Raw genomic sequence first — 15,239 nt, 5'->3', positions numbered from 1 at the left:
GCGCCGTGGACGTGTATCACTTTTTTGCGCGGGGATTGCTCTGTGCAACACCGTGCAGCAATAGCGCCTCAAACACCCGCTGTACCCGTGGTTCGTCGCTGTGGGCCACATTGAAGCGCATTGAGTCGCGGTGGGCCGGGTCGTAGCCGAAGAGCGCGCCAGGTGCCAGTACCATGCTGCGTTTCAGGGCTTCCTGGGCCAGGAGTTCGCCGTCCACGCCAGGCGGCAGGCGTGCCCAGATGAACATCCCGCCTTCATACGCCATGGGCAGTTCGCACCCGCAGCGCTTGAGCCATTGTTCGACGCGCCCACCGGCTTCCATCAGGCGCTGCACCATGCGTTTGCGCTGCTTGGCGTAACTGCCTTCGCTGAGCATGCGGTAGACGATCTGTTCGAACAGTTCCGAGGTGACGCCGCCGCTCATCAATTTCATGTTGGTCAGGTTGGCGGCCAGTTGCGGAGCGGCCACCACGTAGCTGACGCGAGTGTTGGCGCTCAGGATTTTCGAGAACCCCGACAGGTAGGTAACCTGGTCCAGCCCGGCGACGGCGGCCAGGCGTGGGGGAGGGTTGGGGTGCAGGTCGCCGTAGAGGTCGTCCTCGACGATGTGGCAGTGGTACTGCTGGGTCAGTTGCAACAGGCGAAACGCTTGGCTGGGGCTGAAGGAGTGGCCGGTGGGGTTGTGCAACACGCTGGTGGTCAGATACAGGCTGGGGCGGTGTTCGGCCAGCAGCTGTTCGAGGGCGCTGAAGTCAAAGCCGTCGGGGCGGCGTGCAATGGTGATGACTTTGACGCCGTGCAGCGCCAGGTTGGCGTGGAAGTTGAAGTAGCACGGCGCGTCGAGCAGCACCGTGTCGCCGGGGCGTGCGAGCAGGCGCATGAGCATGTCCAGGCCCTGCACAGTATTGGGTGTGGTGATGATCTGTTCCACCGGTACCGACAAGCCTTCGCCGTGCAGTTTCTGTTGCAGCGCCTGGCGCAACGGCAACAGCCCCGCCGGCGTGCCCAGCCCGGCGATACGCAGTGACGGCGCACGCACTACGCTGCGCATGGCTTGGCGGATCGCTTCGCCATTGAGCCAATCCTCCGGCAAGTGCCCGCCACCGGGGCGCAGTTCGCCACTGGCGGTGGCCAAGGGCCGGCGCAATACGCTGAGCAGGTCTTGGGGCAATAGGTCCACCCAGGTCGCCGAGGCAGGGCGGGTGCTGTCCATCGCCACGAAGTAGCCGCGGCCCTGGCTCGAGGTGAGCAGGTGGCGACCGCGCAGGCGGTCCAGTGCCTCATTGAGGGTGAACTTGCTGACGCCGAGGATCTGGGTCAGTTCACGCACGGATGGCAGTTTGCTGCCCGGTGCCCATTCGCCATTTTCGATGGCCTGGCTGAACGCCTCGACGATCTGCTGGACCTTGGGCGTGCCTTCTACGAAAGCGATGGCGGATACAAACATGACGCGTCCTTGTGTTTGCCGGTGCTTTTACCGGTGAAGTTAGGCCGGATTAGGCACCACTTTACCTGCCTTGCGCAATGCCACTCCCCTAGACTGCGCGGCATCTCGCCAGGAGATGGCGATATTTCCTACACCTGAGCAATGGATTTTGCATTTCCATGAAGACTTATATGTGCGCACCCTGCGGTTTTATGTACGTAGAAGAACTGGGTATTCCGGAGGACGGAATTCCCGCAGGCACCCCTTGGGAAGAGGTGCCTGAAGATTGGACATGCCCGGATTGCGGCGTGACCAAGGCCGATTTCATGGCCATCAATCTTCCTGAACGTCAATTCGCCTGACACTCCATCAACGAAAGGAATCGTCCCATGAACAGCAAACTGATCAACGCCACCGTCCCGTTCTGCACCGGTGTGGCCCACCAGAAATACCTGGGCGCCGAAAAGGGCCTGCAAACCGCCATCGAAGGTGACTGCACCCACTGGTACATCGACGGCAGCCTGTTCGGCGAAATGGTCGATGACTGGACCGAGGCGCGTATCGAGAGCCTGCAGGCGCAAATCGCGGCCACGGGGGTCAAGCCGGTTTTCCATGGCAACTTCAAGGCGCCGTTGGGCAGTGATGTCGAAGCCTTCCGTAGTGCGGCCGTGGAGTACGTCAAAAAAGAAATCGATATCGCCAGCCGCCTGGGCGCGCCGTTGATCATTCACGGTGGTTGCATCGTCGAGCCGAAAATGGTGCTGATGGCCAAGAAGGTTGCCCTGGAGCATTACCTCAAGTCGGTGCAGGAGCTGGCGCGCTATGCCGAGGCCAAGGGCACGGATATCTATTTGGAGAACCTGTCCAACTACGTTAACTATCGGCCGTTCCACTACATCTTTACCCATGAAGCCGAATACGCCTTTGTGTTCGAGCGCCTGCAAGCCCATAGCAATGTGTATTTCTTCCTCGATGCCGGCCACGCCAACATCGAGAACGGCCTGCCGGCAGAAGTGGTGCGCAAATACCACCACCTGATCAAGGGCATTTCCTTCAGCAACAACAACGGCGTGCAAGACCAGCACTTCGGTATCCATGACGGCAACTGCGATTACGCCGATGTGCTGCAGGCCATTGTCGAGACCAACTGGAAGGGGCTGGTCGCGTTTGAAACCCGCAACCAGACCGCCAAGGCTGCCCTGGCTGACCTGGCGGTGATGTACCGCGACTCCCTGACCACCGAAATCGCTGTCGCCTGATCGGCCGGGGGCGAGCGCTGGCCGCGTTCGCCCTGTTGCTGCTGTTTCTTTTTATTCAAGGTGCTGGCCATGACAAGTGCGTTAACCCTGTCTTCATTTCTCTACTTTCTGTTGTTTTGCGCCACCATGACCTTCAGCCCGGGCCCCATGACGTTGCTGTTGTTGAGCCTGGGCTTGAAGGACGGCCTGCGCAGTTCGATCCCGGCGCAGGTCGGCGCCAGTGTGTCGTACCTGATTTCGATCCTGATCTTTGCCGTCGGCTTCTCGGAATTGATCAAGGGCAACCTCGCCATTACCCAGACCATCCAGTTTGTCGGGGTGGCCTACATTCTTTACCTGGCCTACAAGCAGTGGACCAGCAGCGGCGTGTCGATCAACAACGCCGACAAGGTCGAGGGGGCGCGCAGCCTGTTTGGCAAAGGGCTGTTGACCGGGTTTTCCAACCCCAAGACCATCATCATGTTCAGCGCCGTGTTCCCGCAGTTTGCCGGCGCCGGTGAACACAGTTCGGCGGCGGACATCGCCATCCTTGGCCTGACCTTCCTGCTGCTGCAATTTGCCAGCGGCTGCCTGTATTGCTATTTCGGCCAGCGCATCAAACACGTGCTGGAAAACCCCAAGCGGCGGGTGTTGTTGCAGCGAATCACGGCGGTGTTGCTGCTGGGCGTCGCCTTGATGCTGGCGCGTGGGTTTTCGCACTGAAGTATTAGCCAATAAGCGGTAGTGGCGATTTGACGTCGCCCTGATAGACTCCAGGCATTCACCCAGGATCGCCCCCACCATGCCAGCCGTCGGAGGAAAAGGACTTCCGCTCGCTTTGCGCTTGTACAAATCTCGCGTGCTGGGGCTGACGCTCGGCTTTGTATGCGTGGCGTTCGGCATGTATCCGTTGAATCCGTCCCTGTGGGTGTGGGCCTGGATGCTGATCAATGCCTTTGCGTGGCCGCACCTGGCGTTTCAATGTTCGTTGCGCTCGGCCAATACCTTGCGCAGCGAACGCCGCAGCCTGCTGTTCGATTCCTTTTGCGGTGGGTTCTGGGTTGGCGCGATGCACTTCAACCCGCTGCCCAGCGTCACCACCCTGTCGATGATGAGCATGAATAACGTCGCCATTGGCGGGCCGCGCTTCCTGTTCGCGGGTTGGGTGGCGCAGGCGCTGGGGCTGGGCACCGCGTTGCTGCTGTTCACACCAGGATTTATCGCCGTGACCACCCAGGCCCAGCTGTATGCCTGCCTGCCGATCCTGATGCTGTATCCCCTGGCCCTGGGCTGGATCTGCTACCGCCAGGCCGTCACCTTGGCCCGCCACAAACGTGAACTGCTGGCCTTGAGCCGCACCGACAGCCTCTCTGGCCTGCTCAACCACGGCGCCTGGAAGGACCATCTGGACCTCGAATTTCAACGTTGCCGCCGTGGCCCGGGCGGTGCCGCCATCGCGTTGATCGACATCGACCACTTCAAGACCATCAACGACACCTACGGCCATGTGACCGGCGATATCGTCCTGCGCCAACTGAGCAAGGTGCTGCGCCAGAACCTGCGCACCAACGACCTGGCCGGGCGCTATGGCGGTGATGAGTTCTGCGTGATCCTGCCAGACATGCCCCTCAACCGTGCCACCGAGGTGATGGAGGCCTTGCGCGGTCGCTTCAACGCCTTGGCCTACGCCCAGGACCCGACACTGCGAGTGAGCCTGAGCATCGGCCTGGCGCCGTACCAGCCTAGCCACGCCGACTCCATCAGTTGGCTCAACGATGCCGACCAGGCGCTGTACGAAGCCAAGAGCAGCGGGCGCAACCGGGTCAGTTCGGTACAGGGCAGTTGGTTGCAGTCAATTTAGTGGGGTAGGGTGGCGGGGCACCTTCCAACAAAAAACAAGGATCGGTCCATGCTCTTCACGTTCCCGCGTACCCTTTTGGCCGCTACCCTGGCCTTGTCTTTCAGCCTGCCGGCCTACAGCGCCGAGCCTCATAAACAGATCCAGCAACAGGCCGAACAATACAAGGCCGAAGCCTTGAAGCTGCTGGAGCGCCTGGTGAATATCGACTCGGGTTCAGGCTACGAGCCGGGCCTGACCCAAGTGCGCGATATCGCCGTGGATGAGTTGAAACAGTTGGGTTTCACCATCGAATTGGTGCCGGATAAAGCCGCCAACAATAGCCATGTGGTCGCCACCCTCAAAGGCACCGGCAAGGCCAAGATCCTGCTGATGGCCCATATGGACACCGTATTCAAGGAAGGCTCGGCTGCCGAGCGCCCCTTCCACATCAAGGACGGCCGCGCCTACGGCCCCGGCGTGATGGATGACAAGGGTGGCATCGTTGCGGGCATCTATGCGCTCAAGGTCCTCAAAAGCCAGGGCTTCAAGGATTACGCGCAGATCACCTTCCTGCTCGACGCCAGCGAAGAAACCGGCTCCGACGCCGCCTCCGAACTGATCCGCAACACTGCCAAAGGCCACGACGTGACCCTGAACCTGGAACCCGGCCGCCCCGCCGACGGCCTGGTGGTGTGGCGCAAAGGCAGCGCCACCGCGGTGGTCGAAGTCAAAGGCAAGGCCGCCCACGCCGGCGTCGCCCCGGAACTGGGACGCAACGCCGCCATGGAAGCCGCGCACCAGATCCTGCAACTGGGCAAACTCGGCGATGAAGACAAGAAAACCACCATCAACTTCACCGTGCTCAAGGCCGGTGACCGCACCAACGTTATCCCTGACCAAGCCACCGCCAAGGCAGACGTGCGTGCGGCTTTGCCGGAAGAGTTCGACCGGATCGAGAAAGACCTGGCCCGGGTTTCAGCCAACAAATTGATCCCGGAAACCGAAGTGAAAACCAGCCTGCAGCGCGGCCTGCCACCGATGCCGCAGACAGCCGAGTCGGATAAGTTGGTAGCGATAGCCCAAGGGATTTATGGCGAACTGGGACGCAAGTTGACCATCGAAGGCAGCGGCGGCGCGGCGGATGCCAGCTTGTCCGCCGGTGTAGGCACGCCGACGCTGGATGGGTTTGGGATAGTGGGGGGCAATATTCACACGGCGGAGGAATATGCCGAGGTGGAGAGTGTGGTGCCGCGGGTTTATTTGTTGAGTCGGATGATCATGGAGCTTTCCAAGCGCTGATCGGAGCGTTGGATTGAAGCACTGAAGAAATTCAAATGGGGGCGGGGGCTTGCTCCGATAGCGGTGGATCAGCTTGCACATGCATTGACTGAATCACTGCTATCGGGAGCAAGCCCCCTCCCACATTGGATACTCAGCGCCCCATAGTGAGTGGACTTCGAAGCTGGCTTTGGGGTCATCTTTCCATCACTTACTGGTTAGCAGAGGGGGCGTCTGACCTGCTCTCGACAATGTCAAGGTTGTATCTGCTGAGGCAGTCCAACAGTGTTTTCATGAATTGCCGTTTTTCGAATATTTCATCATTAAAGTAAGTGTCAAAGAGATAAAACACTGACTCAAAGTTTTCTCCGATGCTGAGAAAATGCTGAAGTGTGTTGATGTACCATTCTCTTTCGTCTCGCCTATATTTCATGAATTCAGGTTTGGTTAGTTTGTCGAATAGCCATGTAAGTTCCTCGTGATGGTTCACGTTTATGGAGGTAATGAGCTCTTCTCTGTCCACATCCCTAGTGTTTTCGATGCAGTAAGTGAAAAGCAGACCTTGGATTATCGATAGGTTTGGCTTGAGTTTCATTGGAGATACTTAAAAGCTATGAAGAAATATGCTGTCCAGTGCCCTGTAACTGAAAAGGACGTTTTGCTTTAGAAGCTGCACACATCGGTCTTCTGGAAGCGCATCGCCTGGATTGGGGCCGCTTGTGACACAGCGCGAGGAAGCTCGCTCGCCGGAGGAGCGCCGATTTAGCATCGAACAGCTTTTTTTAAATTTTTGAGTTTGGCGTCTTGTAGTAGTTTCTTAGGCAATTCAAAAGGACTTGCATGAAGTTTGTTTGATTGGTTACGGGGGTGCTGAAATAAGTTTTCATATTTTTAAAGACTGCGTCAAAGTTGTCGCTTGTAGCTAGAAAGTGTGATATGGAATCAATGAACCATTTTTGTTCACTTCTTGTGTAAGCTACGAATTCTGGCTTGGTCAGTTCGTCAAATAGTTTTATAAGTTCTTCGTCGTTATTTATGTCTCTTAATGAAATGGTTTTTTCTCGCACTAAGTCGTACGTGTTTTCTATGTCGTAAGTGAACAGTAGACCGCGGATTATTGACATGCTGGGTGGTTTTATTTTCATATTATTTGCTCGTGGTAGCCTCAGTTGTGTAATTCTGTAAGCAGCGTAATAGCACGCTCATAAATTGCCTATGGTCAGTTATTTCATCATCGAAATAGGTGTCGAGAAGATAAAAAACGGAATTAAAATTTTCATCAGTATTTAGGTAGTGCTGAAGTGTTTCAATATGCCATTGTTGAATTTCAAGTTTGTATGAAAGAAATTCTGGCTTGGTCAATTTTTCAAAAAGATCAGCGAGTTCTGTTTCGTTGTTGATGTTTTTTGAAGCGATGAAGCGCTCTCTTTCAGGGTCGTCGTAGTTTTCAATGCTGTAGGTGAATAGTAGGCTTCTGAGTATTGATAGTTCTGGTGTGAGCTTCATGTTTAGAATTCCGTGTACGCAGTAATCGGATTGCCATCGTTATCAAGTATTACAATAGCTTTGCTTTGTCTTCCATACTCAAAATTATTTTTTTTGTATCCTTCTCCAATTATTTTTCCCATGTCCATTGGTCTGCGAGATATTTGTAGGTTTGTATACTTAAATATAAGTTGTGCGCGATAAATGGCGTTGAGTTGGTCCCGATGGCTGAAATATCTAGTAGCTGCAGTAGGTATTTTGGGTTCACCATCTTTTCTTCCACCAATGTATCTTTCGATTTCTTCTGTTGTTGGGTTTTTACCCGATCTTACTCTTTCGAGTTGGGAGTTGGGGGTTGTCTGCGCGCCGTGCTTCTCCAAAAAATGTGCTCTTGGGAATGCTTGTTCGATCTCTTTCAAACGTCTGTATGCGTTTGCTTCTGCAAGCTCATCAATTCTCGCCTGCCGCTGCGCGCGGGTCAGTTGCGGTAAGGCAGGCTCTCCGTGGTTAACACTCTCCGTAGGGTTTGGAGCACTAGTGCTGGGTTTACACCCGCCAGCACCTGGGCATGAATTCAAGCCTAGCGGATCCACCCACCCTGTCGGATTGGGCACGTACTGGTAGCCATTGACCCCACCCGCCAACTTCACCGGATCCGGCGTCAGGTAGCGACCAACATCCGGATTGTAGTAGCGATGGCGGTTGTAGTGCAGCCCGCTTTCCTGATCGAAGTATTGACCCTGGAAACGCAGTGGGTTGTCGATTTTGCCCACGTCGAGCCGGGCGATCTGGCCGTAGGCGCGGTAGTGGGCGGACCAGACGATCTCGCCCTCGGGGCTGGTCAGTTCTTGCGGGGTGCCGAGGTGGTCGAGTTGGTAGTGGTAGGGCTTTGTGGCTTGTGGGCCAAAGCCTTCCAGCAGTGCCAGTGGGCGAAAGCTGTCGGGTTCGTAGAGGTAGCTTCGATGACGTTCTGCGTGGTGCTCGGCAATCAGCTTGTCGCCTTGCCAGAAAAACTCGGTGGTTTTGTCGTCCACGGTTTTGCTGATGCGGCGTCCAAATGGGTCATAGCGATAGCTGGCGGTTTCGCCGTTCGGTTTTGTGATGCTGATTAATCGATGCTGGCAGTCGTAGCGGTACTCAGTGACAAGTTGCTGGCCTTTGCCGCGTCGTTCGCGGATGAGGTTGCCGAAGGCGTCGTAGTCGTAATGACGGTCGCCCTGGATCATCAGACGATTCGCCGCGACGATGTCCGGGCCGGGGCGGTCTTGCATCAGCAGGTTGCCGGCGGGGTTGTGGCCGAAGCGTTCCTGCACGTCTTGGGAGTGGTCGGCGCGGGTCAGGCGGGCGAGGGGGTCGTAGTGGTAGCGGTGTTCGCCTTTGCGGGTGTCGAGCAGGCGGGTGAGGTTGCCGGATTTGTCGTAGTCGTATTGGCGTTGGTAGAGGTGGTTTTGTTGCTGTGTTACCGCGTGGGCGTGCAGGCGGTGTTGGTCGTCGTAGTGGTAGTGGCTGAGCACTTGGCCTTGCTGGCGCTGATGCTCTCGACCGCTCTTGAATAGGTGCGAGGTAAGCACTTCACCGTTGAGTTCGACGGTGGCGAGGTGGCCGCCTTTGTCGTGGTTGAAGGTGAGGCGGTTATTGTCCGGCAGGCACAGGTTTTTCAGTTGCCCGCAGGCGTCGTAGCCGTAGCGCAGGGTGCCCCAGCCTTGGTGTTCGGCGGTGAGGCGGTTTTGGCGGTCGTATTCGTAGGCCAACGCCCAGTGACCGTCTTCGACGCTGAGGAGGTTGCCTTGGCGGTCGTAGGCATAGTCGACAACGCTGTCATCGGGCAGGGTTTTTCGTACGAGGCGCCCGGCGTGGTCGCGCTGGTAGTGGGTGATTAGCTGACTGCCATCGTCGCCGTATTCGGTCTTTTCCAGCAGGTGGCCGTTGAGGTCGTAGGCATAGGCGGTGCGCTGGCCGTCGAAGCCGGTTTCCTGGCGGATCAGGCCGTTGGGGTGGTAGTCGAGTTGGTAGGTTTCGCCGGCTTCGTTTTCGATCTCGGTGAGCAATAGCCGGGCGTTGTCGTAGCGGTACTTGACCTGGGTGCCGTCGGCGTTGAGACGGCGGCTGATCAGGTGCAGGCCGTCGGCGTATTCGTAGCGGGTGACGTGGCCGAGTTCGTCGCGTTCGGCGATGATTTTGCCGTAGGGGTTGTAGCTGAATTCCCTACAACCACCGCCTGGCAAGACGAGGCGAATCAGCCTACCGACGCTGTCCCATTCATAGGCTATCTGCGCGCCGTGTTCATCCTCACAGGCAACTTGATGCCCCAAGTCGTCATAGCGATAACGCTTGATCCCACCATGGGGCAATTGCTCTTCAAGCAGTTGCCCGCGTTCGTTCCACACCAGTCGATGGCAACTGTGATCCGGGTACCAAACTCCAGTCAGTTGCCCGTGCTTGTTGTAGCTGTAGTCAGTAACCTCTCCATCGGGATCGGTCCTACGCGTAACATCGCCTTGCTCATTACGCTCATATTTCCAGACCGCCTCCCCACGTCTGACAACCCGTACAAAACCGTTGTCATGCTCGTAGGACGTTGGCTCGTCATCCCCCGGAAACAGCGCGACCAAGCGTCCGGCGTCGTCATACTGATAGGCCGTCACCGCGCCCATCGGGTCTTGCTCGACGGTCAGCCGCCCCTGGTCGTCGTAGGATTTAAAGTGCGTGGCGCCGCCTGGATCGATGCGCTGCACCAGCCGCGCCCGCTGGTCATGGACATACACCTCCTGGCTACCATCAGCGTTGTGCACGGTGACACGCCCGTCATCGCCCCAGGCATAGCGCGTGTCCATCTGCGAAAAACTCGCCCAATGCCGCACGCAGCGAGCCGCCTTGCCCGCGCGTTCCCACTCCCAAAAGAAACTCGCCCCACCGGCCAGTTGGCGTTCAAGAATGACGTGCTGATCGTCGTACCGATAACGCTCGCTTTCCCCGACAGCATTGGTCGCGCAAACCAGTCGTCCATGTTCGTCATAGGCGTAGGAAACGAGGTTCTGTTCGGTTTCCCATACGTAAGGCTCACGCCCTTTGGCGCGATGCACCTGGTAGTCCACCGCAACGATGCGATCCGACTCATAACGCAACAGCAACGAGCGGCCAGCACCGTTATCCAGCCGCTCAATCCGCCCTGAACGATCCCGGCAAAGGCGCAGCCGGTTGTCATACGCATCGCTGATGGTTGTCAGCACACCGTCGCGAAAGTGGTAGAAACGCGAGGCCTGGGCCAGCACCAGTTCATCAGGAGCCGAACCCAAGTAGATCGCCGCTTCGGCCAGGCTGTTAGTAATCGCCGGTCGAGTTGAAGTCGGCAAGGGCAGGGTGGTCGAGCGATTCTCATGGTCAGTCCACTCCACCGAATCGCCCGACACCACCAGCCGATGGGCCAGCCCATGACTCCAACCAAACCCCAACCCACAATCCACATCCACCGCACTGGTGCGATACAGCCGCGTCCACGCAAACGGCAAAATCCCGTCCAGTGCGCCGTCGGTGAGTGTCAGCAATTCCTCGCCTGTAACCATCGACACCGGGCAACCGTGGGTAACGGTCTTGTCCGCTGGCGCCGCCGCATCGCCTTTAGGATTTGAAGCCACAGCCGGCAAATCATCCACACGCTCTTTCTGCGTCAGCACTACGTTCTGCCGCGCTCGCCAGCGCATCTGCACCGCGCCTTGCTTCAGCCCTCCCACCACCCCGCGAACCGCCACCGCTTTGTAGCGGTCCACCGCCCGCATGAACGTTGTGAGGATCGTCAGCACACCGGTCACGAAACCCACGGCTGACTGAAGAATCCCTGCGCCGTACTTGACCAGGCGCATACTCAAATACGCTACGCCCGCTGCCGGCAGCGCGATGGTCAACACCACGCCAATCACCAGGTCAATCAGCAGCGATACCATAAAACCGGCGGCCGCTTGCGCAACTTCACTAGGCGGTAACGCCTCCAGCCAGATCATGGCGGTGCGCAGTAACAGGTACAGCGCCGCCTCATCACTGGCCAGCAACATCGCCTGTTCCATGACCTTGGGCGCATCGATGGCGATTTGCGCCAACTTCGCCGCCTCGTTACCCAGTTGCTCGACGTACTTGAGCGGGTCTTCAAGAATCGCCTGCACCTGCTTGATGCTGTCCCACACGTCACGGATCGCTGCCCAACTGCCGGCGAGCACGCCGTTGCCTATTGCGCTGGCGGGGGATTGCTGCCAATGCGGCTTGAAGCCTTGCCACTGCTCGCGCAGCCATTGCTCCAGATCCGCAGTCAGCCCGGCATAGGAAGCAAACAAGGCATCGACTTGCTGCGCTGAAACACCGCCCTGAACCCTTACCTGATAGCGCCCGCCGGCGGCGCATTCGTGGAAACCGTCGCCGTGCTCGTCGAGCAGGATGACCCTGGAGCTGCCGTCATCCAGCCCGATCACTTCAACCGGAATATTGCCGATCGCCACGTCGTACGCTGACTCGAACCTGCTCTGGATCTTCAGCACACCCCCTGCCGGACAGCGGGCCACGGTGGAAAAGTCCGCATCGCCAAGACCGACCGACTGCTGTGCATCCCCAACCCGCAACACCCGATCCATACCCAGCAACGAAGGCATGTCCGCTGCATGACTGACCGTATCCAGCGCACGCGAATACCAGGCGCCCATCTGCTGGCGGTACTCCACCAGGCTCTGATGGAAACCATCCAGCTCGTGTTCGATAAAGGTAATTTTGGCTGCTTGGGTCATCCGCAGCGGCTCCCCACGAGGGGCGGCCAGGTAACCAAGGCACTAACAGGAAAAACCATCTGCAATCCCTCGCACTGTTTGATCAGGCGAGGGACTTTGCAGCGGTGGAAAGCGGAGGGGAGTAGAGCTTATCCGGCAGTTACGTGGGACGTTTCAGCAACCTTGTCGCGCAGTACCAGGCTGCACAGCGCCGGCAGGAACAACAGCGTCAACACCGTGCCTACCAGCACACCGCCAATCAGCACATAAGCCAGCGACGACCAGAACACCGAGAGCGTCAACGGAATAAACGCCAGCGCCGCCGCCAGTGCGGTCAGGATCACCGGGCGGGCACGCCGCACGGTAGCTTCGATAATGGCCTCGCGAATCGCCATGCCGTGGTCCTGGTTCTGGCGGATCTGGTCGGTGAAGATCAGCGTATTGCGCATCAGAATGCCGCCGATGCCAATCAGGCCCAGGATCGCGTTGAAGCCGAACGGCTGGTTGAACAGCAACAAGGTCGGCACTGCACCAATCAGGCCCAACGGCGCGGTAGCGAACACCATGAACATCACGCCGAACGAGCGCACCTGGAACATGATCACCGTGAGGGTCAGCAGGATCATGATCGGAAACAGCGCCGCCAGGGCCACGTTGGCCTTGGCGCTTTCCTCAACCGGGCCGCCGATGTCGATTTTGTAACCGCTGGGCAGCTTGGCGATCAGCGGTTGCAGGTCTTTGTACACCGCCATTTCCACATCGGGCGGTTGTACGCCATCGATGATGTCGGCGCGTACCTCCACGGTGGTGGCGCGGTCACGGCGCTTGAGGATCGGTTCTTCCATCACCGCCTGAAAATGCCCGACCTGTGCCAGCGGCACCGACGTACCGGCGCTGTTGGTCAGCGTCATGTTGTTGAGGTTGGCCAGGTCTTCGCGTTGGCTGCCTTGGGCGCGGGCCACCACTGAGACGGTGCGGTTGCCTTCGCGAACTTCGGTGATCGGGTTGCCGCTGAGCAGGGCGTTGAGTTGGGACTTGACCTCGTCGGGGGTAAAACCCAGCAAGCGCAAGCGATCCTGGTCCAGCACCAGGCGATAACCGCTGGCACGCTCGCCCCATTCTAGGAAGGTGTCTCTGGTCAGCGTGTTGCCGGCCACGACCTGACGCACGTCTTCAGACAGCCCGCGCAGCACACTCAGGTCGGGCCCCGAGACGCGAAACACCACCGGGAACGGCACCGGCGGGCCGAAGACGAGCTGCGTGACCCGTACCCGCGCCGACGGAAATTCGCCTGCCGCAATGCGCTCGCGCATCCGCAGTTTCAGCGCGTCGCGGGCGTGGGAGTCCGGGGTTTGCACGATCAACTTGGCGAACGCCGGGTCCGGCATTTCAGGGTTCAACGACAGGAAAAACCGCGGTGCACCGCCGCCCACATAGGTGTCGACCATACTGGTCTGCGGCTCTTGCAACAGCGCCTTCTCCACCTGCGCCGCCACGGCTTCGGTGCTTTTGAAGGCGCTGCCGGGTGGCATATACACTTCCAGAATCAGCTCCGAGCGGTCGGAGTCCGGGAAGAACTGTTTCTTCACCACCGCCATACCCAGGCCGCATACCACGAACGCGGCCACCACCATGCCGGTCACCAGCCAGCGCCCGCGCACGCAGGCCTCCACCAGGCTGCGTAGTTTCTGGTAGTAGCGCCCGGCATAAATCGCATCATGCCCGCCGGGCACTGGCTTGATCTGCGGCAACAACTTCACGCCCAGGTAAGGCGTGAACACCACGGCCACCAGCCAGGATGAAATCAGGGCGAAACCCACTATCCAGAAGATATTGCCGGCGTACTCACCCGCCCCGGAGCGCGCAAACCCAACCGGCAGAAAACCGATGATGGTGACCAGGGTGCCGGTCAGCATCGGCGCCGCCGTAGAGCTCCAGGCATAGGTGGCCGCGTGGATGCGGTCAAAGCCTTCTTCGAGTTTGACCACCATCATCTCGATGGCAATGATCGCGTCGTCCACCAACAGGCCCAGGGAGATGATCAATGCGCCGAGGGTCACGCGATCGAATTCACGGCCGGTGACCAGCATGATCACGAACACGATCGACAGCGTAAGCGGCACGGCCGCCGCCACCACCAGCCCCACGCGAAAGCCCAGGGCCAACAGGCTGATCAGCATCACCACCGCCAGGGCCACGAAGAATTTGAGCATGAACTCGTTGACCGCCAGGCTGATGTTTTTCGCCTGGTCGGAGACTTTGGCGAAGTTCACGCCCAGCGGCAGGTCGGCCTGGATTCTGGCTTCCTGGGCCTGCAGGCTCTTGTCCAGTTCCAGGCCGTTCCAGTGCTTCTCCATGATCACGCCCAGCATCAACGCCGGGTCGCCCTGATGGCGGATGCGATAACTGGGCGGGTCTTCATAACCGCGGCTCACGGTGGCCACATCGGCGATGCGCAATACGCGGCCATTGACTTGCAGGGGCACGTTCTCGATCAAGGCCAGGCTGTCGAACGCGCCGTCGATGCGGATATAAGCGCGGGCGCCCGCCGTTTCGACGAAGCCTGAGGGCGCCACGGCGTTTTGTGCGGCGAGGGCGGCGAAGATCTGTTCGGGCCTGATGCCCAGGGTCGCCAGGCGCTCATAGGAGAACTCGACAAACACGCGCTGGGCCTGCTCGCCAAGGATATTGACCTTCTTCACCCCTGGCAGGTTGAGCAAACCCTGGCGTAGCTCCTCGGCCATTTGCACTTGTTGGCGATGGGGCAGGTGTTCGGCTTCCAGGGCGTACAACGCAAAGTACACGTCGGAATATTCATCGTTGAAAAACGGCCCGATCACGCCCTTGGGCAGGCGCGTGGCTTCGTCGCTGAGTTTTTTGCGGGTCTGGTAGAACAGCTCCTGAATCTCGCTCGGGCGCGTGGACTCCAGGAATGTCATGCGCATCGACACAAAGCCTGGCTGGGCGATGGTCTCGACGCGATCGTAGTAGTCCAGTTCCTGCAGGCGCTTTTCCAGGCGGTCGGCCACTTGCTCCTGCATCTCCTGGGCGGTGGCGCCGGGCCAGGCGGCGGTGATGGTCATGACTTTGACGGTAAACGAAGGGTCTTCTGCGCGCCCCAGCTTGCCGAACGCGAAGACCCCGGCAACGAGGATCGCAATCAGCAAGAATAAGGTGACGGCGCGGTGCTTGACGGCCAGTTCGGAGAGGTTGATCCCGCGCAT

At 58.7% G+C, this 15,239-nt stretch carries 10 protein-coding genes; 5 read left to right on the top strand and 5 right to left on the bottom strand.

Annotated elements, in window-relative coordinates; translation table 11 throughout:
* Positions 1–16 precede the first annotated feature (16 nt).
* Positions 17–1,447 carry a PLP-dependent aminotransferase family protein gene (locus HBO10_RS17565; RefSeq protein WP_034127733.1) on the bottom strand — a complete coding sequence of 477 codons (1,431 nt, stop codon included), beginning with the start codon at positions 1,445–1,447 and terminating at the stop codon, positions 17–19.
* A gap of 158 nt (positions 1,448–1,605) precedes the next feature.
* Here HBO10_RS17565 and HBO10_RS17560 point away from each other — a divergent pair, with 158 nt between their 5' ends.
* The 5 genes from HBO10_RS17560 (at position 1,606) to HBO10_RS17540 (ending at position 5,803) form a co-directional block, all read left to right on the top strand.
* Positions 1,606–1,788 carry a rubredoxin gene (locus HBO10_RS17560; protein WP_014718115.1) on the top strand — a complete coding sequence of 61 codons (183 nt, stop codon included), beginning with the start codon at positions 1,606–1,608 and terminating at the stop codon, positions 1,786–1,788.
* A gap of 27 nt (positions 1,789–1,815) precedes the next feature.
* Complete coding sequence (locus HBO10_RS17555) at positions 1,816–2,685, top strand: sugar phosphate isomerase/epimerase family protein (protein WP_034127732.1); 870 nt, start codon at positions 1,816–1,818, stop codon at positions 2,683–2,685.
* 69 nt (positions 2,686–2,754) lie between these two features.
* The gene (locus HBO10_RS17550) at positions 2,755–3,387 is read left to right on the top strand and encodes a LysE family translocator (protein WP_034127731.1); all 633 of its coding nucleotides are present in this window, start codon (positions 2,755–2,757) and stop codon (positions 3,385–3,387) included.
* A 79-nt stretch (positions 3,388–3,466) separates the two neighbouring features.
* Positions 3,467–4,525 (top strand): diguanylate cyclase, encoded by a 1,059-nt coding sequence (locus tag HBO10_RS17545; RefSeq protein WP_034127730.1) that lies wholly within the window; start codon positions 3,467–3,469, stop codon positions 4,523–4,525.
* A gap of 48 nt (positions 4,526–4,573) precedes the next feature.
* Positions 4,574–5,803: a M20/M25/M40 family metallo-hydrolase gene (locus HBO10_RS17540; RefSeq protein WP_034127729.1), complete on the top strand. Its 1,230-nt coding sequence runs from the start codon at positions 4,574–4,576 to the stop codon at positions 5,801–5,803.
* A 190-nt stretch (positions 5,804–5,993) separates the two neighbouring features.
* On the opposite strand, the gene HBO10_RS17535 is transcribed toward HBO10_RS17540, so the two are convergent.
* From HBO10_RS17535 to HBO10_RS17520, 4 genes are all read right to left on the bottom strand, one after another.
* Positions 5,994–6,377, bottom strand: coding sequence for a hypothetical protein (locus HBO10_RS17535; protein ID WP_034127728.1), 384 nt, complete (start codon positions 6,375–6,377; stop codon positions 5,994–5,996).
* A 551-nt stretch (positions 6,378–6,928) separates the two neighbouring features.
* Entirely contained in the window at positions 6,929–7,288 is a 360-nt protein-coding gene (locus tag HBO10_RS17530; protein WP_034127726.1) for a hypothetical protein, read from the bottom strand.
* Positions 7,289–7,290: 2 nt separating this feature from the next.
* Positions 7,291–12,036, bottom strand: coding sequence for an RHS repeat-associated core domain-containing protein (locus HBO10_RS17525; RefSeq protein WP_169922040.1), 4,746 nt, complete (start codon positions 12,034–12,036; stop codon positions 7,291–7,293).
* A gap of 128 nt (positions 12,037–12,164) precedes the next feature.
* On the bottom strand, positions 12,165–15,239 hold the full coding sequence (locus tag HBO10_RS17520) for an efflux RND transporter permease subunit (protein WP_034125788.1): 3,075 nt from the start codon (positions 15,237–15,239) through the stop codon (positions 12,165–12,167).

It is taken from the genome of Pseudomonas sp. WS 5503 (assembly GCF_012985385.1).
Taxonomy (GTDB): domain Bacteria; phylum Pseudomonadota; class Gammaproteobacteria; order Pseudomonadales; family Pseudomonadaceae; genus Aquipseudomonas; species Aquipseudomonas paracarnis.
The sequence above is the reverse complement of the archived record's forward strand: the minus strand, read 5'-3'. Positions and strand labels throughout refer to the sequence as shown.